The sequence below is a fragment of the Micromonospora sp. NBC_01638 genome, from assembly GCF_045209745.1.
GTDB lineage: Bacteria > Actinomycetota > Actinomycetes > Mycobacteriales > Micromonosporaceae > Micromonospora.
In genome coordinates this window covers 2727914-2752957 of sequence record NZ_CP109273.1, presented here as the reverse complement: position 1 = coordinate 2752957, position 25044 = coordinate 2727914, and the positions used below count along the sequence as shown (strand labels likewise).

Sequence of the window (25044 nt, the reverse complement as noted above, 5' to 3'; positions counted from 1 at the left end):
AATCAGGCGGCCCGGAGCTTCCGTAGGACGTACTGATTCAGGCTCATCCCATCCTCGGCCGCCTGCATGGCGAGTTCGCGGTGCAGGCTCTCCCCGACGCGGAGGTTGAACTTGCCGGAGTAGCTGCGCCTGCAACGCGTCCGCCGGAAGCTGTCCACGCCCGAACTGGACTTAACGGCCAGATGCACCGGGATCCCGGTAGGCGACACGGGCAAGATCGTGCTTGATCCATGAAGTAGTGGCGTCCTCAGGCTCTGATGCCACTGTTTCCAGGATCGAGCACGATCACTCGCGTCCAGCCTCAACCCGGGCAAAAGCGCGCGACGTCACGACGTGGGGGGTGGGCAGCGGTCGGGGAGGGTGACCACGCCGGGCCGGGCGTCGAACGTCGTCATCGTGAGCCACTCGTCCAGCTCCGGATCGAAGAGGTTCTGCAGGCCGAACTGCAACACCTGCCACCACCGGCTCGGATCCTGCTGGTCGACGTAGATGTCACCGAGCGCGAGCGGGAACCGAAAGAACTCGCCCGGCACGGTGGAACCCCCGACGACACCGACCCGCCAGTGATCGACGTGCCGATCCTTCTCCCCTTGCAGGATCTCCGGCCCCACGAAGCGCGCGGTCTTCAGCTTGTCGTTGAAGATCTGCCGGTTGAAGAATCCAGGGACCTTGCTGCACGCGCGCGGCGGAAACAGCGGGATGTTCGGCCACTTGTAGGTGAGCGTGTAGAGCGTGTTCTCGTAGATCAGGTTGGTGAACCAGATCGGATACTCGGCGCCCCCGGCGATCATCTGGCTGTTGCCGTCTTTGCCCTGCCAGGTGAACGGCACGTCGATGCCCAGGTCACGGACGATGTACCGGCCGGTGCCCTGGAAGTCCGCCGGGAGCTGCGGAGGGCGGGGTTCCCTCGAAACTGGGACCGAAGCGCCATCGGCCTGGGCCGCGCGGGGCAGCGGCGGCGCGGCGGCCGGGCCGGGTGCGATCACCCCGAGGGCGAACAGGCCGCTGGCCACCGCCGAAACCACAGTCCGACGTGTACGCCTCGACCCCATTTTCCCTCCGCCAATGTGCACAGTGGCTGGCGCTCCGACAGCGCACGTGCCTTCGGCGAAGCGTATGAGCAGGCGAATGTCGCGGATGTCCGAATACGTCGGCTCCACCGGGACGGGTGAAGCAGACGAGGCCGTCTACAGGACCCGGGTGACCTGCTCGGCGGCGACCAGCGCGTCCCGCTGCGCCGGGTCGAGGTTGGCGCTGATCACCACGGACGCGCCAGCGGAGAGCGGCGCGAGCAGCCACTTCAGCGGCTGCTCGTGCTCGGCGGCGTCGACCAGCAGCCGGTCACCGGCGCGGAGGTCCAGCATCTCGGCGATGCCCTGGGCAAGCGCACCCCACTGGCCGTAGGTGGTGCCGTCCGCGCTGGCCGGGTCCGACGGGTGGATGGCCGCGTGGTCGGGCGTGACGTCCGGATAGCGGAGCACCTCGGCGGACCAGTCCAACCAGCCCAACGGCACGTCGGCCAGCCGCCCCGGCCCGGTGCCGACGAGGTAGCGGTGCGGGGCGTCCGGCACGTCCTCCAGCCAGTCGTCCTGCCGCTCCGGGGTCACGAAGACCGCGTCGAACGGCCGGTCGCCGCCCGGTTCCAGCACCGGCAGGCCCGCGGTGGCGCGAGGCCGGAACGACACCGCCAGGCCGGAGGCCCAAGCGCCCAACAACACCGCGGCGGTACGCCAGTGCGGAGGCAACAGCACCGCTACGCGGCTGCCCGGGCCGAGCCCGCAGCCGTCCCGCAGCAGGCTCGCGCTGCGCGCCGCCCAGGATCCAACCTGGTTCGCCGTCAGGTCGACACGCTCGCCGGTCGCCTCGTCGCGGTAGCTGAGCAGGGGGCGCTCGGCGTCGGCGGGCCGAGCCGCCAGGTCGGCCGTGCCGGTTGGCTGCATCTCCACGCTCCCCGAGTGCGACGTCGGCCCCACCCTACTCACCGACTTTGGTCGCGCCCGTCGTCTGCCGATGGCCGTAGCGGCTGTCCGGGTGGCCCCCGCACGGTACGAGGTGACCCCGCCAGCCGCCGAGGAGCGCCCATGCCGGCCGAGCCCCACCCCGCCACCGACCGCCCCGCCACCGCCGACCGTCTTCCGCTGCGCCGCCGGCTCCTGCCGGTGATCGCGTTACTGCTGCTCGCGCCCTGGGCGGCCGAGTGCTCGTGGGGTGGCTTCGCCATCGACGACTTCCTTCCGGTGCTGATCTTCCTCGGCCCGATGTACGGCGGTGCGGCGATCCTGATCCGGGAGACCGCCCGGCACCTCGGCGCGGGTTGGCCGGCGATCGTGCTGCTCGCCGCCGCGTTCGGCGCACTCCAGGCCGGCCTCGTCGACCAGTTGCTGTTCAACCCCGACTACCTCGACGACACGCAGTACGCCGACACCCGTGCCGCCGCTGAGGCGACGTTGGTGCCGGGGCTCGATGTCAGCCTCCGGCAGGCCTTCGACTACGTGGGCAACCACATCGTGCTGACCATCTGCGCGCCGATCGTGCTCATCGAGTCGTTCCTCGGGGCGGACCGTCGGCTCCGGCCGTGGCTGGGCCGGCCCGGGCTCGTCGTGGTCAGCCTGATCTACCTGCTCGGCAGTCTGCTGATCTTCTCCGACAGCAGCGGCCGGAAGGGCTTCCTGGCCAGCCCGCTCCAGGTGGCCTTCGCCGCCGTGGTGGTCCTCGCCCTCATCGTGGCCGCCCTGCTGCCCCGCTGGCGCCACCCCCGCCCACGACCCGCCGCCTCAGCGACGCCGGAGAAGGGCCCGGCGCGCCGGGCACCGCACCCGCTCTGGGTGGGTCTGCTGGTCGTCCTCGTTCGTTTCGGCACCAACCTGACATCCGGCTGGACGGGGGTGGGCATCGCGCTGGCGCTCGCGGCAACCGTCGGAGGGCTGATCGCCTACTGGTCGTCGCGCGCCGCCTGGGGGCAACGGCACGTGCTCGCGGCTGGCTCAGCGAGCCTGGTCACCGCCGCCGCGTTCGCATACCTGGTGCCGCCGTACTCCCCGGCCTCCCCGGCGGCGGCCCTGGCCGGCGACGTCGCGGTCACCATCATCACGGTCGCCCTGGTCGTGGGTGCCTGGTGGCGGCTGCGGTGCCAGAACGGGGCCTAGCGTCAGCCCGGAAGTTCCGGGCCGCCGTCGAGCAGGGGGGCGAGCAGGTCGTCGTACTCCTCGACCCGGGCCAGAACCTCGGCGGCGGTGAACTGGCGGACGGCCGGTTTCCGGCCGCGGGCGCCGGCCTCCACCTCGTCCCAGGTCAGCGGTGTCGACACCGATGGCACCGACTGGGCCCGCAGGGAGTACGGCGCCACGGTGGTCTTCGCCGCGTTGTTCTGACTCCAGTCGATGAAGACCTTGCCCGGGCGCAGGTTCTTCGCCATCTTCGACACGATCAGCTTCGGGTGGGCCTGCTCCAACTCCTGGGCGATCCGCCGGGCGTAATCGGAAACGACATCGGACGGCTGGGTGCCGGCGATCGGGCAGCAGAGTTGCATGCCCTTCTTGCCGGAGGTCTTCGGGTACGAGTCGATGCCGTCGGCGGCGAGGCGGTCGCGCATCAGCACCGCCACCGGGCAACACTCGGCGAGCCCGGCCGGCGGCCCCGGGTCCAGGTCGACCACCATCATGTCCGGGTGCTCGCCGACCTTCCACTGCGGCGTGTGCAGCTCCAGGGCGGCCAGGTTGGCCAGCCAGACCAGGGTGGGCAGGTCGTCGGCGACCACATAGTCGATGGTCTCCCGGCCCTTGGTCGACCCGGGCGCGGGCAGATTTTCCACGCGCACCCAGTCCGGGGTCGCGGCCGGCGTGTTCTTCTCGAAGAACGACTTGTCGTCCACCCCGTTGGGGAAGCGGATCCGGGTGACCGGTCGGTCCCGCAGGTGCGGCAGCAGCACCGGGGAGATCCGGGTGTAGTAGTCGATCACCTCGCCCTTGGTGAAGCCGGCCGCCGGATAGAGCACCTTGTCCAGGTTGGACAACTCCAGTGGGCGGCCCTCGACATCCACCCGTAGTCGCTCAGCTGGCATCGTCGACCTCCTCCGGCGGCTTGTCGGGGCGCAGCCGCAGCACTCGGGGGAAGCGCAGCCGGCCGTCGGGGGTGCGCTGGCCGTACTTCACCTCCACCACCACGTTGGGTGTTACCCAGATGGCACCTCGGGCATCCTCGCGCGGCACGCCCGGCGCGAACGGGGACACGCCGGAGCGCAGCGGTTCCAGCTCGGCGAGGAGTTGGCGTTCGATGGCGGCACCGATCCCGCCGCCGACCCGCCCCCGGTAGATCAACGCACCATCCGGGCCGGGCACCCCGACCAGCAGCCCACCGATCCGACGCGCGCCCGGTCGCCAGCCGCCGATGACGAAGTCACCGGTCACCTCCAGCTTGACCTTCACCCAGTCCGGCGAGCGCACCCCCGGGCGGTAGACGGCCGCTACCCGCTTGGCCATCACGCCCTCCAGTCCGTGCTCGCCGGCCGCCTCGTAGGTGGCCGGCCCGTCCGCGAACATCGGCGGCACCGCCCACCGGGCGCTGCCGAGCGCGAGCGCTTCCAGGGCCTCCCGGCGACGCTCGTACGGCCAGCCGGTCAGGTCGTCGCCGTTCAGGCGGAGCAGGTCGAAGATCATGTACGTCACCGGCATGACCGCGGCCAACCGGGCCGCCTTGTTCCGGTCCCGCACGTGCATCCGCTCGGCCAGCGCGGTGAACGACGGCTGACCGCCCTCGCCGAGCAGCACCACCTCGCCGTCGAGCAACGCGTCGTCGACCTGCTCGGGCAGGGTCGCCAGTTCGGGGTACGCGGCGGTGATCTCCACGCCGGAGCGGGCGTACAGGTGCTGACCACCGCCGGAAATGTCGGCGAGCGCGCGGACCCCGTCCCACTTGAACTCGTACGCCCAGCCGTCACCCGCCGGGAGCGGCCCGGTCATCGCGAGCATCGGCTTGAGCGGCGCGCCGGGCACGACCCGACTGTAGTAGCAGGCCGAACACCTCGCGTCCGGTTCTCTCGGATGCGAGCATGGTCGATACCGGGGAAGGGAGCGCAGGATGCGTGCCATCTGGAAGGGAGCCGTGTCGTTCGGGCTCGTCTCGATCGGGGTGAAGCTCTACTCCGCCACGGAGGAGAAGGACATCCGGTTCCACCAGGTGCACCGCGAGGACGGTGGCCGGATCCGCTACAAGCGCACCTGCTCGGTCTGCGGCGAGGAGGTCACCTACGACGACATCGCCAAGGGCTACGACATCGGCGGCGGCGAGATGGTGATCCTCACCGACGAAGACTTCGCCGATCTGCCACTGACCAGCTCACGCGCGATCGACGTGCTGGAGTTCGTTCCGGCCGAGCAGGTCGACCCGATCCTCTACAACAAGGCGTATTTTCTCGAGCCGGAGGGCGCGGCGACCAAGCCGTACGTGCTGCTGCGCGACGCGCTGATCGACTCGGAGCGGGTGGCCATCGTCAAGGTGGCGCTTCGCCAGCGGGAGCAGCTCGCCACGCTGCGGGTCCGTGAGGGCGTGCTGCTGCTCAACACCATGCTCTGGCCGGACGAGATCCGTACCCCGGACTTTGGTTTCCTGGACGAGGACCTCAAGGTGCGCCCGCCGGAGCTGGCGATGGCCAGCTCCCTGGTCGACTCGATGACCGGCGAGTTCGAGCCGGACGTCTTCACCGACGACTACCGGGCCGCGTTGCAGGAGGTCATCGACGCCAAGGTGGAGGGTCGGGAGGTCGTCCAACCGGAGGAGGTCGAGGAGGCGCCAGCCGCTGCGGTGGACCTGATGGCCGCGTTGAAGGCGTCGGTGGAGCGCGCCAAGGCGGCCCGCGGCGAGCAACCCGCAGGCGGCGGTGGCGGCGGTGCGCCGACACCCATCTCGTCGGCCCGGTCGGCACAGAAGGCGGCCGAGAAGAAGGCCGCCGAGGCTCCGGCGAAGAAACCAGCGGCGAGGAAGACAGCCGGGAAGAAGGCGGCGGAGCCGGCGAAGAAGACCGCCGCCAAGAAGACCCCCGCAAAGAAAGCCGAGCCGGCGAAGAAGACGGCCGCGCGCAAGACCGCACCCCGCAAGAGCGCCTGACCGTACGGCAGCGACGGCGGCGTCCGCCGGGCCGGGTACGCTCCGCCGGCCGCTGGCCACCGGAGGAGCCCTCATGCCGTACACCCCTGATCTGGACCGGTTGCTGACGCCCGGCTCCCGCTTCACCGACGAGCACGGCGAGTACCTGATCGAGGCCCACCCGGTGGGCGACATCGTGCTGCCGACCGGCCGGGTGGTCGGGTGTGACCCGCTGGTCTGCCCGGAGGCCGAGCCGTTCACGGTGACCGTGCCGCCGGGGCGGCATCCCGCCCGCGCCTGGGTGGCCGTGGTGCTCCGCGAGGACGCCGAGGTGGATCGGCGGGTGGCCGCGCTGGAGCTGGTGGTCTCCGACGAGCCGACGACCCGCTGGGAACCGGCCATCGCGGGCGACCAGAACGTCACCACGCTCGGCGCGGACGACTACTTCGGGTACGGGGTGGACGCGGGCGTCGGCACCCTCGCCGACCCGACGGCGCTCGCCGTTCTCGAAGGCTGGGACGAGGACCAGGTCGAGGAGGTCTTCATCCCGACCGAGCTGCCCTCGTCGCCGGTTCCAGGGCTGATCACCGCTGTCCTGGACGACGCCACCGGCGCCAACGTCGTCACCGTGGCCACCGGCTGGGGCGACGGCTGCTACGGAACCTGGATCGGGCGCGCCGCCGATGGCCGGGTCACTTCGTTCGTGACGGACTTCATGGTGGTCCCGGAATAATCGCCCGGGAACGCATCGGAACTGCCCCATTGAGCAATCCGAGGAGTCCGCGGCGGGCACGGTAGGCGGCGGTGCGGGTACCGTGTGCGTCGGCTTTCCCCCCGGCACCAGGTGCCGGCCACACCTCAGCAGGGAGTCGACGACGTGAGCGAGCGGACGCAGCAGAACCGGTCGGCAGGCCAGGACCAGAGCACGGCGACCAAGTCGGGCCGCCGGCTGGCCGCCCAGCTGGCGGAGAAGCAGGCGGCTGACGCGAAGCGGAAGCGCAACGCGGTGATCAGCAGCCTCGCCGCCCTCGCCGTGGTCGGGGTGCTGATCACCGTCTTCGTGACGATCGGCGGGGGCAAGGACAAGCCCGCCAACCAGGCCGACGCGACGCCGTCCGCCTCCGCCCCGGCCCCCGACGCGGCCGGCGCACCGCCCGCCCCGCAGCTGCCCGAGGGCGCCGACCCGGCGCTGGGCACCAAGCCGACGGTCGCCCCGGGCACGGGTGAGCTCAAGAAGCTCGCGGTCACCCCGCTGATCAAGGGGACGGGCCCGGCCGTGCAGAAGGGTCAGACCATCACCACCAACTACGTGGGGGTGTTCTTCAAGGACGGCAAGGAGTTCGACTCCTCCTGGACGAACGGGCAGCCGGCCTCCTTCCCGATCGGCGTCGGCCAGGTCATCCCCGGCTGGGATCAGGGCCTGGTCGGCGTGACCGTGGGCAGCCGGGTGCAGCTCGACATCCCGGGCGAGCTGGCGTACGGCAACGACGAGGCCGCCGCCGGTGGACGCCCGACCGGCCCGCTGCGCTTCGTGGTGGATGTGCTCGCCGCCCAGTGATCTGTCCGGATCGCCCCGGTTGTCGCCGGGCCGCGATGGAGTTGTTCACATGGGGCTTCCGGCCCGTCACCCTGCGGCAGTAGGTTCGGCGTCACCCCGGGCGGTTCACCGCCCGGGGTGGGTGAGCATCCGGGACCGGGACGCGGAGGTGCATGTGACGGCGCTGGACGAGCCTGGGCGGACCGCCCGGTTGATGTGGACGTACTTCGAGCCGGTGCACGCGGTCACCTACTTCCACCCCCGGGCCCGCGCGGCGTACGAGGCGGTCGGGCTGCGCGGCTACTGGCGGGGATACTTCGCCGGCCGGGCCGCTCCGCTGGGCGCGACCGAGGCGGCCCCGGTGATCGCCGCCTTCTTCAGCTTCGCGCCCCCGATGGTTGCCCGGGCGCTGCCCGCGGTGTGGCGGTTGGCCACCCCGCAGGAGGCGCTGCGTGCCCGGCTGACCGGCGCGGTGCAGGCCCTCGCCGAGCTGACCTACGAGCTGCCGGAGACGCACCTGGTGGAGGCCGCCGATCTGCTGGAACGGGCCGCCAGGTCGGCGCAGACGGCGGGCCGGGTGCTCGGCGCGGTCAACGCGGCGCTGCCGATCGGGGAATACCCGCTGGCCCGGATCTGGCAGGCCACCACCACGCTGCGCGAGCACCGGGGCGACGGGCACGTGGCGGCGCTGGTGGCCGCCGGCCTGGACCCGGTGGAGACGCTGGCCTGGCGGGTCGCGGTGGACATGTCGCCGGTGAATCTGCTGGGCCGGGGCTGGTCCGAGGAGCAGTGGTACGCCGCCCGCGAGCGGCTGGCGCAGCGGGGCTGGCTGACCGGGGACGGCACAGCCACCGAGCACGGCCGGGCCGAGTTCCAGGCCGTCGAGGACGCCACCGACCGGGCCGCCGCGCACCCGTGGCAGGCGCTCGGCCAGGACGGCACGGACCGGCTTCGGGAGCTGCTGGAACCGATCGCCCGGTCCTGCCACACATTGATCCCGGCGGGCAGCCCGATCGGGCTGCCCGCGCTGCCCGGCTGACCGGGGCGCCCATCGGTCGGGCAGGATGGGCCCGTGGCGGATGCGGTGGTCTTCGACCTGGACGGCGTGATCGTGGATTCCGAGCCGGTGTGGGAGGAGGTCCGCCGGGCGTACGTGGCGGCGCACGGCGGGACGTGGCAGCCGGACACGCAACGGCGGCTGATGGGGATGAGCACCGGCGAGTGGGCCGACTACCTCAGCGGCGAGCTGGGCGTTGGCCGTAGCGCCGAGCAGGTCGCCGGCGAGGTCGTCGAGGAAATGACCCGGCGCTACCGGGACCACGTACCGCTCATCGACGGCGCCGACCAGGTCGTCCGCCGGCTGGCCGCGCGGTGGCCGCTGGGGTTGGCCAGTTCGTCGCCGACCCGGCTCATCGAGGCGGCGCTGGCCGCCACCGGCCTGACCGACGCGTTCGGAGCGACCCTGTCCACCGAGCAGACCGAGCGGGGCAAGCCAGCGCCGGACGTGTACCTGAGCGTCGCGCAGCGCCTCGGCGTCGACCCGGTCCGGTGCGTGGCCGTGGAGGACTCGTCCAACGGGGTGCGTTCAGCCGCCGCGGCGGGGATGCGGGTGGTGGCGGTGCCGCACGGCTCGTACCCTCTCGACCCGGATGCCGCCCGGCTGGCCGTGGCGACGCTGGACGCGATCGGTGAGCTGACCCCCGAGCTGGTGGCCGGCCTGGGTTGACGGAGGCTGAGCGGGGTACGGCAGCCGGCGGTGCTCGACCCGGGTGCCGCGCGCCGGACGGGTGAGGAGACCACGGATGAAAGCCATCGTGTACGAGCGCACCGGCGATCCGTCGGTGCTGGATCTGGTCGACCGGCCGGTGCCGGAGCCGGGTGCGGGCGAGGTCCTGGTGCGGATGGCGGTCGCGGGGGTGAACCCGACCGACTGGAAGTCCCGCCGCAACTCCGCACCAACTGGCTGGCAGATCCCCGGGCAGGACGGCGCCGGGGTGGTGGAGGCCGTCGGCGAGGGTGTCGACCCGGACCTGATCGGTGAGCGCGTCTGGATCTGGGAGGCCGCCTGGCAGCGGCCGTGGGGCACCGCCGCGGAATACACGCTGGTGCCGGTCCGGCAGGCGGTCCGACTCGGCGACGCCTCGTTCGAGCTGGGGGCCGCCCTGGGCATCCCGTTCCTCACCGCGCACCGCTGCCTGACCGCTGGCGAGTTCATGCCGGACACGCTCCGCGCCGGTGCGCTGGCGGACCACACCGTGCTGGTGCAAGGCGGTGCGGGCGCGGTCGGCAACGCCGCGATCCAGCTCGCCCGTTGGGCCGACGCCACGGTGATCGCGACGGTGAGCAGCGCGGAGAAGGCGCAGCTCGCGGCGGCGGCGGGAGCTTCCTACGTCATCAACTACCGGGAAGAGGACGTGGTCGAGGAGGTCCACAAGATCGTCCCCGACGGGGTGCACACGATCGTCGAGGTGTCACCGGCCCGGAACGCCGCGATGGACGCGCAGTTGCTGCGGCACGGCGGCGCGGTCTGCATGTACGCCGACGACGGAGGGGGTGAGGTGACCATCCCGATCCGGCCGATGATGGTGCCGAACGCGCGCTGGCAGTTCGTGCTGGTCTACACGGAGCCGAAGGCGGCCAAGGCGCAGGGCGTGAAGGACGTGGCGGCGGCGGCCAACCAGGGTGGCATCCGCGTCGGCGCGGAGGCCGGCCTGCCGCTGCACTACCACCCTCTGGCCGAGACGGCTGCGGCGCACCAGGCTGTGGAGGACTCGGCAGTGGGCAAGGTGCTCATCACCACCAGCGACGCCTGATCGGGTCGCTGACCACCCGATTTCCCCGTCATCAGGACAGAGGCGAATAAATTTCGCAACAATGACGGTGCGGGTCGCCCCGCGTGGAGCGGGCGGCCCCGGCGCGGTGCGAACGCCGGGGCCGCCCCTGGGGAGGAATGTCAGGAGTCCCCCCGCCCCAACAGGCGAGAGCGCTGGGGAAAACGTTACGGGGCCGTCAGCTCCCGGACAGTCAGCTCGCCCCCGGCGTACCGCGAACGGACGACCTTCTTGTCGAACTTGCCTACGCTGGTCTTCGGCACCGTATCGATGAACGCCCAACGCTCGGGCAACTGCCAGCGAGCCACCGAGCCGGCCAGGAAGTCCCGAAGGTCCTCGGCGGTCACCGAGGCGCCCTCCCGGACCACCACGGTGGCCAGTGGTCGCTCGTCCCATCGCTCGTCCGGCACACCCACCACGCACGCCTCCAGCACCGCCGGGTGGGCCATCAGCGCGTTCTCCAGCTCCACCGACGAAATCCACTCACCCCCGGACTTGATCACGTCCTTGGCGCGGTCGGTCAGCATGATGTACCCGTCCCGCGAGAGGGTGCCCACGTCGCCGGTACGCAGCCAGCCGTCGCGGAACTTCTCCTCGTCCGGGGTGTCGTCACCGACGTACCGGGCGGTCACCCACGGCCCACGGACCTCCAACTCGCCCACGGCCCTGCCGTCGGCGGCCAATGGCTCGCCCGACGGCCCGACGATCCGCGCCTGCACGCCCGCCGGCACCCGCCCCTGGGTGTAGCGGTAACGCCACGCCTGCTCGCCGGTCGCACCTGCGGGCGAGCGCGAGACCGACCCCAGCGGGGACATCTCGGTCATCCCCCAGGCGTGGATGACGTCGATCCCGTGCCGCTCGTCGAACGCGTGCATCAGCGCCGGCGGGCAGGCCGAGCCGCCGACGATCACCTCGGTGAGCGAGGAGGTGTCCACGTCGTGGTCGTCCAGGTAGGCCAGCAGATCGGTCCAGATGGTCGGCACCGCGCCGGCCAGGGTGGGCCGCTCGGCGGCGATCATCTCGGCGATCGGCGCGGCCTGGAGGAAGCGGTCCGGCATGATCAGCGACGCGCCGGAGAGGAAGGCCGCGTACGGCAGGCCCCACGACATGGCGTGGAACATCGGCACGATGGCCAGCTCCCGGTCGGTCGGCCCGAGACCGAAACCCTCCGGCATGCAGACCTGCAACGAGTGCAGATAGATCGACCGATGCGAGTAGGCCACGCCCTTCGGGTTGCCGGTGGTGCCCGAGGTGTAGCAGAGCGCCGCAGCGTCGCGCTCGTCCACCTCGGGCCAGTCGTACGTGTCGGGCCGGTCGGCGAGCAGCGCGTCCCAGTGGTGCACGGTGATCCGATCACCGGCCGCCGCCAGCAGGGGCGCCGGGTCGCCGCCACCGACCACCACCACGTGCCGCAGCGTGGTCAGCTCGGCGATCACCCGGGCCAGCAGCGGGATGAGCGTGCTGTCGACCAGCACCACCCGGTCCTCGGCGTGGTTGGCGATGTAGGCGACCTGGTCGGGAAAGAGCCGGATGTTGAGCGTGTGCAGCACCGCACCCATGCTCGGCACCGCGAAGTAGGCCACCAGGTGCTCGTTGTTGTTCCACATGAAGGTGGCGACCCGCTCATCGCCGGTCACCCCACACTCGTCGCGCAGCGCGTGTGCCAGCCGGGCCGCGGCGCGGCCCACCTCGGCGTACGTCATTCGGCGGGGTTCGGCGCCGGTCCAGGTGACCACCTCGGCCGTGCCGTGCACTCCTGCGCCGTGGTCGAGGATCCGGGAGATCTGCAGAGGGGCGTCCATCATCGTGCTACGCATGGGTAACAAGCTAGTGTCGGCGGTCACACGTTGGGAACCCCCGTAAGTTGTCGCAGGTGAGCATCTCCTGGGCCGACTCATATGTGGGGCAGTTACGCGCGCTCGCCGGGGACCGGACGCTGATGTTCGTGGGGGCCCGTGCCGTGGTCAGCGACAACGCCGGACGCATCCTGCTGATTCAACGCTCGGACAACGGCCAGTGGGCCATGCCGGCCGGGGCGATGGAGTTGGGCGAGTCGATCGCCGACTGCGCGGTCCGCGAGGTCCGCGAGGAGACCGGCCTACGCGCGCTGCGGGTCTGCGCGTTCGCCCTCTACACCGGCCCGGACCGAACCAGCACCAACATGTACGGGCACACCTACCAGGTCTTCACGACGGCGTTCAAGGTGGAGGAGTGGGACGGGCAGCTGACCCGGGTCACCGACGAGACCACCGACGCCGGCTTCTTCCCCCGCGACCGGTTCCCCGCCCCACTCTCCGCCTCGGTCAATGAGACCTTGGCCGACCTGGACGTCTTCGAGCAGACCAACCGGCTCATCCTCAAGTAGGGCCGCGCCCGGGCTGACTCAGATCATCGTCTGGGACTTGGCCTCCATGTCGGCGGCTGCTTCGTTCTTGGATTCGCGGGTCAGCGGCCTGCCGCCCGGTGCCGGGGCCTCCCCGCCGAGCGGGTCCGCACCGCCGGTGGCGCCCTGCGGGCCGGCACCCCGCAGCTTTGCGTTCGGCAGGGCCAGGGTGACCACCACCGCCAGGATCGCGATCAGGCCGGCGGTCAGGAAGACCATGTCCAGCGCGTCGACGAAGGCGCCCTGGATGGCCGCGCGCACCGGCCCCGGCAGGGCCAGGATGGTGGCCGGAGCGTTGATCGAGATGCTCGTTCCGCCGCTCGCCGCCACCGCGGCCTGCTCCTGCGGCGAAAGCTGTGCGATCGCGCCGGGCAGCCGCTCCCCCAACCCGCTGCTCAGCCGGGACGAGAGCACCGTGCCGAGGATCGCCACCCCGAACGAACCGCCCAGCGACCGGAAGAAGGTCGCCGAGGAGGTGCCGGCCCCCAGGTCGCGTACGGAGACCGCATTCTGCACCGCCAGGATCAGCGACTGCATACACAGGCCCAGCCCGACGCCGATCACCACCATGTACCCGAATGCGACCCAGAGTGAGGTGCCCACCTCCAGCCGGGCGAACAGGAACATGCCGATCAAGAGGGTCACCGAGCCGGCCACCGGGAACCACTTGTACCGGCCGATGCGGGTCATCGCGCGGCCGGTCAGGATCGAGGTGACGATGATGCCGGCCATCATCGGCAGCATCAGCAGACCGCTGCGGGTCGGCGAGGCACCCTTGACGATCTGCAGGTAGAGCGGGATGAAGATGATCGAACCGAACATCACCAGACCGATGACGAGGAGTGCCGAGTTGGCCAACGCGAAGGTGGCGCTCCGGAACAGCCGCAGCGGCAGGATCGGCTCGGCGACCCGGGCCTCCTGAAGTACGAAGAGCACCCCCAGCACCACACCGGCGATGAAGAGCCCGATGATCACGCCGGAGCCCCAGGCGTACTCGTTGCCGCCCCAGCTCAGCGCGAGCAGCAGGGAACTGACCCCGGCGACCAGCAGGCCGGCACCGAGCCAGTCGATCGAGTGGTCCCGGCGCTCGAACGGGATCAGCCGCATCACGTGGTAGCAGACCACGATGGCCAGGATCGCCAGCGGCACGTTGATGTAGAAGATCCACCGCCAGTTGGTCTCCGCGAAGTAACCACCGACCAGCGGCCCGGCCACCGACGAGATCCCGAAGACCGCGCCGAACAGACCCTGGTAGCGACCACGCTCCCGGGGTGACACCACGTCCGAGATGATGGTGAACGCGAGCGTCAACAGACCACCGGCCCCGAGGCCCTGGATGCCCCGGGTGATGATCAGCTGGGTCATGTTCTGCGACAGCCCGGCGAGCAACGACCCGACCAGGAACGTGCCGATCGAGAAGAGAAAGACCGGTCGGCGCCCGTACAGGTCGGCCATCTTGCCGTACAGCGGCGTCGACGCGGTCGAGGCGAGCAGGTACGCGGTGACCACCCACGAGTAATGGTTGATCCCGCCCAGCTCGCCAACGATGGTCGGCAGCGCCGTACCGACGATGGTCTGGTCGAGTGCGGCCAACAGCATGCCGGTCATCAGGCCGATCATGAGCAGCCGGATCTGCTGACGATTCAACACCGGCGCGGCGGAGGCTTCGGTGGTCATCTCGCCTTCTTTCCCGACCAATCCGAAAAAAACCTCCCGCCCCACCAATGCTGCCCGCCCCGAGCGCCGTCGATCATGAAGTTAGCGGTGCCGTCGTCGGCGTGTCATGCCGCTAACTTCATGATCGACGAGGTGACAACCGGGGCGGGAACCGGGGCGGGCGCAGGTTTGGTTGGGGGGGCGGTGGGGACCCGGGGAGGTATGGCAGGAGCAGCAGCGGAACAGCGCCGGCTCGCCACCGTCGTGGAGAGCTGGCTCGGACGCCCAGTCCTGATCGTCGGAGACGCCATGTTGGACGAATGGCGGTTCGCCGACTCCGACCGGCTCTGCCGGGAGGCGCCCGCCCCGGTCCTCACCCTGCGCCGACGGATCTCCGCCGCCGGCGGAGCCGCGAACACCGCGGTCAACGTCGCCACCCTCGGCGGCCGGGCGGTGCTGGTGGCACCGGTCGGCGCGGACGTGGCCGGCGACGAACTGCACGACTGTCTGGACCGCGCCGGCGTCTGGGACCGTACGGTCAACCAGCCCGGACGGCCCACCCCCGTGAAGCGGCGGATGTTGGCCGGCAACCAGATTCTGCTGCGCGAGGACTCCGGCGACCCGGACGACGCACTCGACCCGGAGGGCGTGACCCGGCTGCTCACCGCCCTGGCCTGCGCCACCGAGGAGCTGCGCGCCGCCGCCGGTGGTGCGGCGCCGACCCTGGTGGTCTGCGACTACGGCCTGGGCGCGCTGCCCGCGCCGGTTCGCGCATGGCTGGTCGAACAACGCGAGCGGTACGCCACGGTCGCGCTGGACGCCCACGACCTGGCCGACTGGCGGGGCCTCGCGCCGACCGTGGTCACCCCGAGCTTCGCCGAGGCGACCCGGCTGCTGGCCCGGGCTGGCGGCACGACCACCCGACCGACGGCTGGAGCGGAACTGCACCTGGAGCACCTCGACGGTGACCCGGCCGACGGGCCGTCCGAACTGACCGTCGGCGCCGCGCCGGGCGGGGTACGCGCCGACGACAGCACCGCCGAGCCGACCCTGAAGCCGCCACGGGCCGGTCGCCCCGGGCCGGTCGGTGAACCCACTCCGGGCGAGAGTCGGGTAGCCCTCACCGGCGACGGGCTCAGCGTCACCGGCACCGGCGTCACCGTGAACACGCAGGCCGGGGAGGGTGTCGACCGGGCCGTCCTGGCCGGGTCGCGCCTGGCCGAGCTGCGCGCGCACACCGGTGCGGACGTGGTCGCGGTGACCCTGGACACCGACGGCGCGGTGGTCGGCGGCGCCGACGGGGAGCCGCGACGCAGCCACAGCACCCCGGTCCCGGCGAGCCACGCCGTGGGCGCCGGCGACGCGTACCTGGCGGCGATGACGTTGGCCCTGGCCGCCGACGCACCCCTGCCCACCGCCGCCCAGCTCGCCCAGTTGGCGGCGACCATCACCGTCTCCGACACCGGCACCTGCGTGTGCCGGCGGGAGGATCTGCTCACCGCGCTCAACCAGCCGAGCGAGACCACGAGCCATCCCGCCCTGGTCGGCAGCGACGAGTTGGACGCGATCGTCGCCGAGCACCGCGAGGCGGGGCGGTCGGTGGTCTTCACCAACGGCTGCTTCGACGTGCTGCACCGGGGGCACGTGCGCTACCTGGAGCAGGCCCGCGCGTTGGGCGACCTGCTCATCGTGGCCGTCAACTCGGACGACAGCGTACGAAGGCTCAAGGGTCCGGACCGGCCGGTCAACCCGGTCGAGGACCGGGGTGCCCTGCTCGCCGCGCTCGCCTGTGTGGACCATGTGGTGATCTTCGAGGAGGACTCGCCCGCCGTGTTGATCGAGGCGGTCCGGCCGGACACCTACGTGAAGGGCGGGGACTATCCGCCGGAACTGGTGCCGGAGGCGCCGCTGGTGCGCCGGCTGGGCGGCCAGGTGCGCACCCTGGGGTACGTGCCGGACCGGTCCACCTCAGCGATCATCGAGCGGATCCGGTCACACAGCCAGGACCGGGAGCCCGACCCGTCGCTGCGCATCCGCACCCAGGCGTCGTGAACCGCCCCCCGGACCTCGGCAACCCGGAGGGCTTCCGCGCCGACCGGCTGGTCGACGTGCTGATTCCGACCCGGAACCGGCCCGCCGAGCTGGCGGTCACCCTGGGCGGGCTCGCCGCTCAGGACGGGGTGCCCGGCTTCGGGGTGGTCGTCAGCGACCAGTCCGACGGGGATCCGGCGTACGCACACCCCGCCGCGGCCACCATGGTCCGGGCGCTGCGCCACCGGGGTCACCCGGTGCTGCTGACCCGCCGGCTGCCCCGACGAGGGTTGGCCGAACACCGGGCGTACCTGCTCGCCGCCTCGGCCGCCCGGTACGTCCTCAGCCTCGACGACGACATCTGGCTGGAACCGGGGGCGCTGCACCGGCTGGTCACGGCGATCGGTGAGCTGGGCTGCGGGTTCGTCGGCAACGGCGTGCACGGGCTCTCGTACGCCGACGACGTGCGGCCGGAATCGCACGGGCACTACGAGGAGTGGATCGGCCCGCCCACACCGGAGCGGATCCGGCCCGACACCCCGGAGTGGAACCGCGCTCGGATCCACTCGGCGGCCAACCTGCTGCACATCACCGAGGACCTGGCGCTGCCGCCCGGCGCGTGGCGGGCGTACAAGGTCTCCTGGATCGGCGGGTGCGTGCTCTACGACCGGGCCAAGCTCGTCGACGTCGGTGGCTTCGACTTCTGGCGTCGGGTGCAGGAGAAGCACCAGGGTGAGGACGTGGCCGCGCAGCTCGCGGTGCTGGCCCGGTACGGCGGGGCGGGCATCCTGCCCAGCGGCGCGTACCACCTGGAGTCCCCCACCACGGTCACCGACCGGGACGTTGAGGCGTGGGAGGTCGTCCTCGCCGACGAGGACACCCCGCAGCCGGCCTGAGCGCCGTCACTACGGGCTGAGCAACTCCCGGGCGGCTTCCAGCACCTCGATCACCGGTACGTCGGTGACGAACGAATCCCGGTGCGGGCACTCGCCGTCGCCGGGCCGGTGCGGGTAGATGCCCGGCGTGCAGTCCACCCCGCAGACCGGGCAGTGCACCATCCAGGAGCAGATCGGCCGGTGCCGACCACGTAAGGGATTCGCCGTGTTGATCAGGTTGCCGACCCAGAAGATGCCCACCGTCGGCGTGCCCACCGCCGCAGCCAGATGCAGCGGGCCGGTGTCGTTGGAGACGACAAGCGCGCAGCCGGCGTAGCACCCCACCAGACCACCGAGGCTGAGCGTGCCCACCTGCGGCCGGACCGGCACCCCCGCCGCGGCGACCACCCGGTCCACCACCTCCTGTTCAGAGGGCGTGCCGGTGACCAGCACCTCGTAGCCGTCGCCGTGCAGCTCACGGGCCACCTCGGCGAAGCGCTCGGCGGGCCAGCGGCGGCGCGTGTCGCTGGCACCCGGATGCAGCGCCACCCGGGGCCGGCCCGCCGGGCCGAGCACCCGGGCCGCCTCGGCCCGGTCGGCGTCGGTCACCGCCAGCGTCGGCACGATGGTGGTCGCCGACGCTCCCACCAGCGCCACCACCTCCAGGTAGCGGATCACCTCGTGCTGGTAGTAGACGTAACGGAGCCACCGGTCCAGCGGCGGCGCGTCCTCGGCGCGCAGGCCGACGGTCACCCGGGCACCGAGGCGACTGATCAGCGGGTTGGAGTTGGCGCCACCGCCGTGGATCTGCACCGCCAGATCGAAACCCTCACCACTGGCAACGGCCAGGAAGTCGTCCATCGACGACTCCGCCTCGCCCGGGTCGGGCGTACGGATGCCGGGCGCCGGCGGCATCACCAGCACCCGGTCCACCGGGCCGGGCCGGTCGCGCCAGAGCTTCGCGTGCCACGGCGCGCCGAGCAGCACGATCTCCGCCGAGGGGTACGCGGCACGCAGCGCGTCCAGCGCCGGCAGGGCGAAGATGAAGTCGCCAAGCGCGTTGGCGCGCAGCACAGCGATCCGCTGCACGTCGGGAAGGCGCTCGGCGGCCGGGCCGAGCACCGACGGGGTGGTGGCCACCCTGTCCGCTAGCGGCGGTCGGTCTCGCCGACGGTGTCCGGGCGGTGCAGCTCCCGGTCCGCGGCGGGATCGGCCGGCATCGGCGTACCCGTGGAAGGGCCACCGGAACGCGGCCCGGTGCGGCCCACGGTGATGGTGCGCGGCGCAGGCCGGGCCGCCCGAGGCAACCGGACCCGGAGCAGGCCATGATCCATGACGGCGTCGATGCCCTCCGGGTCGACCCGCGACGGCAGGTTGACGCGGTACTCGAAGCCGCGGGTCTCGAAGCCGCCGGGGATGCCCTGGTCGGCGTTGACCTCCGCCTCGGAGCGCGCCCGCACGCACAGCTCCCGGTCGTCCAACTCGACCGCCACCTCCTCCGGTGCCACCCCGGGCAGCCGGACGACGACCTCCCAGCCGTCCGCGATTTCGGTCAGCTCGACGTCGGACCCCCCGGCTCGACCACCGACCAGCCGACTCAGCTCGGCGCGCAGCGACTGCAGCTCCCCCATCGGGTCCCAGCCCTGCTGCCGACTGCCCCGCCACCCCCGGCCGAAGCCGCCGGTCTGCTGCTCGCTCATCACACCTGTCCGATCCGCTGACCGGCCGCGGACGGCCGTAGTGAGCTGGGCGCGTCCAGGCCGGCGTCGCGGTCGACGCCCACACCGAGCCGGTCGACGAGCTCACCACCGAGCCAGGCGCTGAAGCCGAGGATCACCACCGCGACCACCTCGATGGCGACCAGGGCGCCGCCGGCAGCCCGGGAGTCCGCATTGAGCCGGACCACCCACACGGCGGCGAAGAGCAGGATCACCGCGACGTTGGCGCCGGCGTGCAGCAGACCCACCCGCTTGGCGCGGGTGCCGGTCGGGATCGCCAACAGGTCGAACGAGCCCGCCGCCGCAGCGAGCAGGCCACCGATCAGGCCGACCGTGATATTCCAGTACGCGACCTCGCCGAGGAAGTCGGGCCCACCGAGGGTATCCACCACGTCGAACAGCACCGCCGTGACCAGCAACGCGACTGGAAACATGACCAGCATCGGATGGACTGGGTGACCCAGCACCTTGAGTCGGCTCTCCATCTCCCGGCCTCCACTGGTCGGCGTCCTACGGAACGGTCACGTGCGGCGGGCGCATCGGTGCGGCCGTACCCCCGACGACCCGGCACAAACCTCGCGCTGGTCACGGCGGCCTAGGCTGACGAATGGTTGCGCCCCCAACGGGTCAACGGCTGAGGGAGGAACAACGTGACGGTGGAGATCACCTCGCACGAGCAGTTGCGCGAAGTGCTCGGCGTGCCGAACGCGCGGGCCGCCAACAAGGAACGCCCCCGCCTGCACGAGCGGGACCGCCAGTGGCTCGACGCATCGCCGTTCTGCCTGATGGCCACGGCCGGCGCGGACGGCAGCTGCGACGTTTCGCCCAAGGGCGATCCGGCCGGCTTCGCCCTGGTGCTGGACGACACGACCATCGCGCTGCCCGAGCGGCCGGGCAACAAGCGGGGCGACGGCTACCGCAACATCCTCGACAACCCGCACATCGGGTTGCTCTTCATGATCCCCGGGCGGACGGACACCCTGCGGATCAATGGGCGAGCCCGACTGGTGAGCGACGCGCCATGGTTCGACGACATGGTCATCAAGGGTCACCGACCGGTGCTCGCCGTGGTGGTGGAGATCGAGCAGATCTTCTACCACTGCGCGAAGGCGTTCCTACGGTCGGCGCTGTGGCAACCGGAGACCTGGCAGCCCGACGCACTGCCGTCCCGAGCACGCCTGATCAAGGAAGTCGAGGCGCCGGTGGAGAGCCTGGAAGACCTGGAACGGCACTACGGCCCGGAGTACGCCAAGAAGATCTACGTCTGATCCCGCTGTCGACTCAGGCCGACCAGCCGGCCGGATTGCCGAACGATTCCCGAGAGATGCCGGAGCCGGTCTCCGGCCAGGAGCCGAACCGGTCGTTGTGCAGGTGCGCGAAGAAGTAGCACATGCTCTCGCAATCGGCATCCGGCAGAGCCAGGGCAGGGTCGGCGCGGACCGCCTCGTAGTACGCCCGGCCGAGGGCGACGATGAAACCTCGGCAATAGAGGAAGCCGTCGTCCGACCCGTCGGTCACCTCGTGGATGTCCTCCCGATCGATGTCGTGCAACTTGCGCTCCACCACCCGGTCGAGGTCGGTCAACTCCTGCCCGGTCAGCTCGACGGTCAGGTCCCCGAGGCGGGCCAGGAAGGCGTCCAGCCAGGCGTCGATCGCATAGGAGGGGCCGTCCTCGTCGTGGCCGTCGTCATCGGCGGGGTCGCGCTCGACGAGGGCCTGCCGCAGCGCCAAGGGCTCGGCGCCCAACCCGGCCCACGCCGACTCGATGAGTGCCCACAGCCGGGCCTCGTCAGCGGGGGTGGGCAGCGTCCCAGGGGCATCGATGGTCACGATCACCGCCAGACCGTATCCAGCACCACCGACACTCTCGGAACTCCTGCTGCAGGACCCGGCGTCCAAGCGAGCACAGAGGACGACCGTGATGGACAGATCCGTCGTGCCCGCGCTCGTGACCACCGCCTGGAACCAGGGCCGACGCGAGGCATCACGCGGACGCGGAGTGATCGACCTCGGAAACGGCGAAGCCCAAGTCGTTGACCTGGGCTTCCGTGCCGAGCCGCCTGACGGAATCGAACCGTCGACCTACGCATAACGAGATCAAGTTGCCCACCTCGGTCTACGTGCGCTAGCCCTGCCTGGCCTGCGGAAATCCCTCTCGGCATCTCTGAGTGTCGGTGGTCGCGGTCCGGCCTCTTGAGGACTAAATGAGGACTGACCCGGTGCCGTGTCGCCATCTGATCCGTAGATTCCCAAGACCACTCCGCAGCCGTTCGGCAACGTCCGCGTCGCCCTGGCCGCCGTGCTCTCGGCAACTGGATCGGTCCGGGCTCGTCCGGCTCCGTTCGGCCCGGTGGCTCCCGGCCCTGGCTCCCAGACTGTCAGCTTGGGAATCGGATTGATCTACACGGCATGTAGCCGCGCTGGTCGGTCAATCCGCTCTAGTCGGCCCCTAGCGGCCAAAAATCGTTAGGACAACGCCGCGCAGAGGTCAAGTTCGGTGCCGCTGGCGGCCCGCACCGTTCGGCTGGACGCCGAGATGTCGACGGTGTAGTGGCCGGTAAGAAGGTAAAGGCCCGGTGCGTGATTGCTGTGACCCGCAGCAAACCCCATCAGGACAGGGCCTGCCCAGTTCCAGGTCTGGCTGCCGTCGGGGTTGTAGTCGATGGTCGCGTGTCCGCTTGCGTTCACGTCGAGCGATGCTCCGGTCGCCATGTTCGTCACGGTGTCCACCAGGGGCCCGACGAACTCGCGCTGCTTTACAGACCCATCCGGGTAGGTCGCGAGCACCCGCGTCCGGACCCCGTCAACGGACTGCTCGATGTGGACAGCGAAGGCGCACCGCACGCCGGCCGGGGCAGTGATCGGTGAACTGGGGCTCAGCTCCCAGTCGCTCTCGGCGACGTTCGCCGAGGCGGGAGAGGCGGTCAACCCGAGCATGACTGCGCAGGCCAGAGCGATGAGACGGGTGCGAGGCATAGTTTCTCCTGTGAGGGGGCTAGCGTGGTGCACGGCCGTCTGCCGCATTGGTGGAAACGTTTGACGCGAAGGCGCCAGTTGTCGTTACCCGGGGGTTGGGACCACCTTGTGATCAAGAGGCGCGGATCGCCATCGGCCGCGGGCCGACGTGAAGCGTGGGCCGTTGCGGAGGATGGGGGCGAATGCCGTGTCACTGACCCTGGGCTCACGGACCGGCGAGGCTCGCCGACCTCGTGGCCCGGACGGGACCCCAACACACGGCCCGGAAGCGCGACGAGCGCATCGCCGACCGGCTCAGTGGCCAGATCAAGAAGGCCGCGATAAGGACTCAACCCGCCAGCAGCGGCGTGGTCGACCTCGGGAAACGGCGAAGCCCAGGCCGTTGACCTGGGCTTCTGTACCGAGCCGCCTGACGGAATCGAACCGTCGACCTACGCATTACGAGATCAAATTGCCCACCCGGACGACCTGGGTACACGGGGCCCTAGCAGCGGAAACACCTCTCGACATCTCGCACCGCTCCCCCCGCCGTCCGCCAACCTCTTGCGGACTAGATGCGGATCGCATGCTCGACTGAAGGTCGGCGCTACTCCTCCGCCGGCAAGTCGTGAAACCACCGCCGAGACGATGCGGGCACCAGCAACAGGCCAACGATGACTGATGGACCAACGATCTGCAGCAGCCCTAAAGCATCGGCCCTGGTGATCGCGACAACGCCGTACACAACGCTGACGGTCGAGAGAATGGTTGTCCAAAACCGGGCCCGCCCGCTACCACGCCACAGGCCGTAAGCCAACGCCAGGAGAAGAAGCACCCCTATCAACCCGGTGGCGATGGATGGGCCACTCCCAAACATCATCGACGCCGAGAGCGCGGCCGCCACGAGCAAAATCACGGAGGCGGCGGCGACCGGCACAGGAACGCGTCGCTGGCTCTGCTCAATCATCGGCTCATGGTAGGAGTCGTTCGCTCGGTCCACTAGCGCACTGGTCGTCGGCTTCGACCAGGTGCTGAGTCACGTGCCAACAGAGAACCTGACCCGCCTCGGATTTACCGGCTCCGCCGGTGGCAGCAGGGGTAGCGGGCTCAGGGGCTTGGCGGATCTCTGAGGAGGGTCGGGGTTCGGGGCGGAGCCCAGAGGTTCTAAGAGGTCTTGTCGTCCCGAAGCGTGGCCGGCCGGACAAGGCCCTGGTGGGGCAGGCCAGCCGCAGGATGTGGGGACCATTCGTGCCCGCTGGCGACCGTCGGGGGTACGGGCTACTGGCACGTGGATGGCACGGCGACCAAGGATGCGAGGGGTAGCAGGCACCTCGTACGGTTGACGGGGTGTTGTTCGAGCCTGTGACTGCGGAGCTGTCGTTCGAGGACGACGGGAACGAGCTGGCCGGCGATTTCGTCCGACCGCCCTGGCTGGGTCCGTACCCGGCAGTGGTCTTCGTCGAAGGCTCTGGTCCGGGTGGTCGCAACCAGGGGCCGTGGCAGACGAGGCTTGCCGCAGCCGGCTTTGCGAGCCTTGCCTATGACAAGCCCGGTTCTGGAGCCTCAACGGGCGATTGGACCCGTCAGACCATGGCCGACCGCGCTGAGGAGACCGTGGCTGCGGTCCAGGCCGTGAGAAGCCGCGAGGACGTGCTATCCGATGCGGTCGCGCTGATCGGGGGCAGCCAGGGAGGCTGGGTGGCGCAACTGGCGGCGTCAGCGGACGACAAGGTAGCGGCGGTGGTGACGGTGTCGGGGCCGGGCGTGAGCGTGCGAGTTCAGGAGGAGTACCGGCTCCGCCACCAATTCGCGGCGGAGGGCTTCAGCAGCGCGGACATCCGGCAGGCGCTTGTTCTGCTACACGACCAGATTCAGCGGGTTCAGTCAGGCGACGACCCGGCGCGAGTGCACGCCGCGCAAGCGCACTGGCATGCCGCCCCCTGGTATCCGCTACTCGCCGGAACAACACCCCAGTCCATCGCCTTCATCGCGGGCATCGCTGACTACGACCCTGCCCCGGCGCTGGCAGCCCTAAAATGCCCGCTGCTGGCAATCTTCGGCGCCGATGACCTGCTGGTGCCGGTAGAGGCGAGCGTGCGCGCCATCAGTAACACCCTGAAGGATGCACGCCATGCCGATCACGCGATGGTGGTCTTTCCCTGCGCTGACCACAACATTCGCGTCTACACGGGCAAGGGACCCACGCAGGTCAAGCAGGGCCGCTACGCTCCTGCCGAGCGGGCTCCGGGCTTCGACGAACTCATCGTCACCTGGCTACAGCGCCGCTTGCCGCTGAGACCTGATCTCTGAGGAGGGCCGGGGTTCGGGGCGGAGCCCAGAGGTCTTCGAGGTCTTGTGTCCCGTCAGTGTGGCCGGCCGGCCCGGCCGATGCCGGCCGGAGGTCGCCAGCAGGCCGGGGCCGGGCCGGCGCGGCCCGCTTGCGGGCCGCCTTGATCGGTTATGGCAGAACCTGCGTCGGGCGGTCGGCTGGAACGTCCAGTACGCCGGTGCCGTTGAGCCGCAGCGCCGGTTGGCTTCGCACGCGCACTTCGCCATCCGGGGCACCATCCCTCGGGCGCTGGTGCGTCAGGTCGCCGCCGCGACGTATCACCAGGTGTGGTGGCCTTCGATCGACGCGCGGATCTACGAGCAGGGGAGGGCGCCGCAGTGGGACGCTGACGCCGCCGGTTACACCGACCCGGCCACCGGGCTGCTGCTGCCATCGTGGGATGACGCCCTGGACCTGGTCGACGCCGACCCCGACGCCTCCCCGGTGCACGTCGCACGCTTCGGTGCCCAGGTCGACGCCAAAGGCGTGCTCGCCGGCACCACGGACGCCGACCGCTGCGTCGGCTACATCACCAAATTCCTCACCAAGCAAGCCGCCGACTGCCACGACGTGACCACCGGACGGCAACGCGCCCACCTGGAACGGCTGTGGGCAGAGCTGCGGCACACGCCTTGTTCGGAGCGGGTG

The 25044-nt window shown here is 70.8% G+C and carries 25 protein-coding genes and 1 pseudogene; 13 read left to right on the top strand and 13 right to left on the bottom strand.

What is annotated here, in order from left to right:
- Positions 1-2: 2 nt before the first annotated feature.
- The 3 genes from OG811_RS13040 to OG811_RS13030 form a co-directional block, all read right to left on the bottom strand.
- The gene (locus OG811_RS13040; protein ID WP_406074469.1) at positions 3-209 is read right to left on the bottom strand and encodes a toxin-antitoxin system HicB family antitoxin; all 207 of its coding nucleotides are present in this window, start codon (positions 207-209) and stop codon (positions 3-5) included.
- A gap of 117 nt (positions 210-326) precedes the next feature.
- Positions 327-1013, bottom strand: a complete 687-nt coding sequence (locus OG811_RS13035) for a hypothetical protein (RefSeq protein WP_406074467.1) — start codon at positions 1011-1013, stop codon at positions 327-329.
- Between the two features lie 174 nt (positions 1014-1187).
- Positions 1188-1940, bottom strand: coding sequence for a TIGR03089 family protein (locus OG811_RS13030; protein WP_406074465.1), 753 nt, complete (start codon positions 1938-1940; stop codon positions 1188-1190).
- 141 nt (positions 1941-2081) lie between these two features.
- Between OG811_RS13030 and OG811_RS13025 the strand changes: the two genes are divergently transcribed.
- Positions 2082-3146, top strand: coding sequence for a hypothetical protein (locus tag OG811_RS13025; RefSeq protein WP_406074464.1), 1065 nt, complete (start codon positions 2082-2084; stop codon positions 3144-3146).
- Between the two features lie 2 nt (positions 3147-3148).
- Here the strand turns inward: OG811_RS13025 and ligD (OG811_RS13020) are convergent, their stop codons facing one another.
- Both ligD (OG811_RS13020) and ligD (OG811_RS13015) read right to left on the bottom strand, forming a co-directional pair.
- Positions 3149-4060, bottom strand: a complete 912-nt coding sequence (gene ligD, locus OG811_RS13020; RefSeq protein WP_406074463.1) for a non-homologous end-joining DNA ligase — start codon at positions 4058-4060, stop codon at positions 3149-3151.
- Complete coding sequence (ligD, locus tag OG811_RS13015; RefSeq protein ID WP_406074461.1) at positions 4050-4991, bottom strand: non-homologous end-joining DNA ligase; 942 nt, start codon at positions 4989-4991, stop codon at positions 4050-4052. Before ligD (OG811_RS13015) ends, ligD (OG811_RS13020) begins: the two co-directional genes overlap by 11 nt.
- A gap of 85 nt (positions 4992-5076) precedes the next feature.
- Here ligD (OG811_RS13015) and OG811_RS13010 point away from each other — a divergent pair, with 85 nt between their 5' ends.
- The 6 genes from OG811_RS13010 to OG811_RS12985 all read left to right on the top strand — a co-directional run bounded on the left by OG811_RS13010 (position 5077) and on the right by OG811_RS12985 (position 10431).
- Positions 5077-6102, top strand: coding sequence for a Ku protein (locus OG811_RS13010; protein WP_406074459.1), 1026 nt, complete (start codon positions 5077-5079; stop codon positions 6100-6102).
- Between the two features lie 73 nt (positions 6103-6175).
- Positions 6176-6814 (top strand): DUF4241 domain-containing protein, encoded by a 639-nt coding sequence (locus OG811_RS13005; protein ID WP_406074458.1) that lies wholly within the window; start codon positions 6176-6178, stop codon positions 6812-6814.
- A 111-nt stretch (positions 6815-6925) separates the two neighbouring features.
- The gene (locus OG811_RS13000) at positions 6926-7639 is read left to right on the top strand and encodes an FKBP-type peptidyl-prolyl cis-trans isomerase (RefSeq protein WP_406075697.1); all 714 of its coding nucleotides are present in this window, start codon (positions 6926-6928) and stop codon (positions 7637-7639) included.
- 193 nt (positions 7640-7832) lie between these two features.
- The gene (locus tag OG811_RS12995) at positions 7833-8657 is read left to right on the top strand and encodes an SCO6745 family protein (RefSeq protein ID WP_406075696.1); all 825 of its coding nucleotides are present in this window, start codon (positions 7833-7835) and stop codon (positions 8655-8657) included.
- Positions 8658-8690: 33 nt separating this feature from the next.
- Positions 8691-9344: an HAD family hydrolase gene (locus tag OG811_RS12990; protein WP_406074456.1), complete on the top strand. Its 654-nt coding sequence runs from the start codon at positions 8691-8693 to the stop codon at positions 9342-9344.
- Positions 9345-9420: 76 nt separating this feature from the next.
- The gene (locus OG811_RS12985; RefSeq protein WP_406074454.1) at positions 9421-10431 is read left to right on the top strand and encodes an NADPH:quinone reductase; all 1011 of its coding nucleotides are present in this window, start codon (positions 9421-9423) and stop codon (positions 10429-10431) included.
- A 185-nt stretch (positions 10432-10616) separates the two neighbouring features.
- Here OG811_RS12985 and OG811_RS12980 read toward each other — a convergent pair whose 3' ends face one another.
- Positions 10617-12251, bottom strand: a complete 1635-nt coding sequence (locus OG811_RS12980) for a fatty acid--CoA ligase (protein WP_406075695.1) — start codon at positions 12249-12251, stop codon at positions 10617-10619.
- A gap of 71 nt (positions 12252-12322) precedes the next feature.
- Here OG811_RS12980 and OG811_RS12975 point away from each other — a divergent pair, with 71 nt between their 5' ends.
- On the top strand, positions 12323-12814 hold the full coding sequence (locus tag OG811_RS12975; protein ID WP_406074452.1) for an NUDIX domain-containing protein: 492 nt from the start codon (positions 12323-12325) through the stop codon (positions 12812-12814).
- 18 nt (positions 12815-12832) lie between these two features.
- Here the strand turns inward: OG811_RS12975 and OG811_RS12970 are convergent, their stop codons facing one another.
- Positions 12833-14509, bottom strand: a complete 1677-nt coding sequence (locus OG811_RS12970) for an MDR family MFS transporter (protein WP_406074450.1) — start codon at positions 14507-14509, stop codon at positions 12833-12835.
- Positions 14510-14710: 201 nt separating this feature from the next.
- On the opposite strand from OG811_RS12970, the gene rfaE2 reads away from it, so the two are divergent.
- Entirely contained in the window at positions 14711-16540 is a 1830-nt protein-coding gene (gene rfaE2 / locus OG811_RS12965) for a D-glycero-beta-D-manno-heptose 1-phosphate adenylyltransferase (protein ID WP_406074448.1), read from the top strand.
- Positions 16537-17415: a glycosyltransferase family 2 protein gene (locus tag OG811_RS12960; protein WP_406074447.1), complete on the top strand. Its 879-nt coding sequence runs from the start codon at positions 16537-16539 to the stop codon at positions 17413-17415. The genes rfaE2 and OG811_RS12960 overlap by 4 nt, the downstream gene beginning before the upstream one ends.
- A gap of 9 nt (positions 17416-17424) precedes the next feature.
- On the opposite strand, the gene OG811_RS12955 is transcribed toward OG811_RS12960, so the two are convergent.
- The 3 genes from OG811_RS12955 to OG811_RS12945 are packed head-to-tail and all read right to left on the bottom strand — an operon-like array spanning position 17425 to position 19597.
- On the bottom strand, positions 17425-18534 hold the full coding sequence (locus OG811_RS12955) for a glycosyltransferase family 9 protein (protein ID WP_406074445.1): 1110 nt from the start codon (positions 18532-18534) through the stop codon (positions 17425-17427).
- A gap of 8 nt (positions 18535-18542) precedes the next feature.
- Complete coding sequence (locus OG811_RS12950) at positions 18543-19094, bottom strand: Hsp20/alpha crystallin family protein (RefSeq protein ID WP_406074443.1); 552 nt, start codon at positions 19092-19094, stop codon at positions 18543-18545.
- Entirely contained in the window at positions 19094-19597 is a 504-nt protein-coding gene (locus tag OG811_RS12945) for a DUF2231 domain-containing protein (protein WP_406074442.1), read from the bottom strand. The genes OG811_RS12950 and OG811_RS12945 overlap by 1 nt, the downstream gene beginning before the upstream one ends.
- Before the next feature lie 165 nt (positions 19598-19762).
- On the opposite strand from OG811_RS12945, the gene OG811_RS12940 reads away from it, so the two are divergent.
- Positions 19763-20380, top strand: coding sequence for a pyridoxamine 5'-phosphate oxidase family protein (locus OG811_RS12940; RefSeq protein ID WP_406074440.1), 618 nt, complete (start codon positions 19763-19765; stop codon positions 20378-20380).
- A 13-nt stretch (positions 20381-20393) separates the two neighbouring features.
- Here the strand turns inward: OG811_RS12940 and OG811_RS12935 are convergent, their stop codons facing one another.
- From OG811_RS12935 to OG811_RS12925, 3 genes are all read right to left on the bottom strand, one after another.
- Entirely contained in the window at positions 20394-20948 is a 555-nt protein-coding gene (locus OG811_RS12935; RefSeq protein WP_406074439.1) for a DUF4240 domain-containing protein, read from the bottom strand.
- Positions 20949-21578: 630 nt separating this feature from the next.
- Entirely contained in the window at positions 21579-22049 is a 471-nt protein-coding gene (locus OG811_RS12930; RefSeq protein WP_406074437.1) for a hypothetical protein, read from the bottom strand.
- A gap of 625 nt (positions 22050-22674) precedes the next feature.
- A complete protein-coding gene (locus tag OG811_RS12925; protein WP_406074436.1) occupies positions 22675-23034 on the bottom strand; it encodes a hypothetical protein in 360 nt (119 codons plus the stop codon).
- Positions 23035-23414: 380 nt separating this feature from the next.
- Here OG811_RS12925 and OG811_RS12920 point away from each other — a divergent pair, with 380 nt between their 5' ends.
- Positions 23415-24377 (top strand): alpha/beta hydrolase family protein, encoded by a 963-nt coding sequence (locus OG811_RS12920; RefSeq protein WP_406074434.1) that lies wholly within the window; start codon positions 23415-23417, stop codon positions 24375-24377.
- 58 nt (positions 24378-24435) lie between these two features.
- Positions 24436-25026: pseudogene (locus OG811_RS12915) on the top strand (replication initiator); the annotation flags it as partial.
- Between the last annotated feature and the right edge of the window lie 18 nt (positions 25027-25044).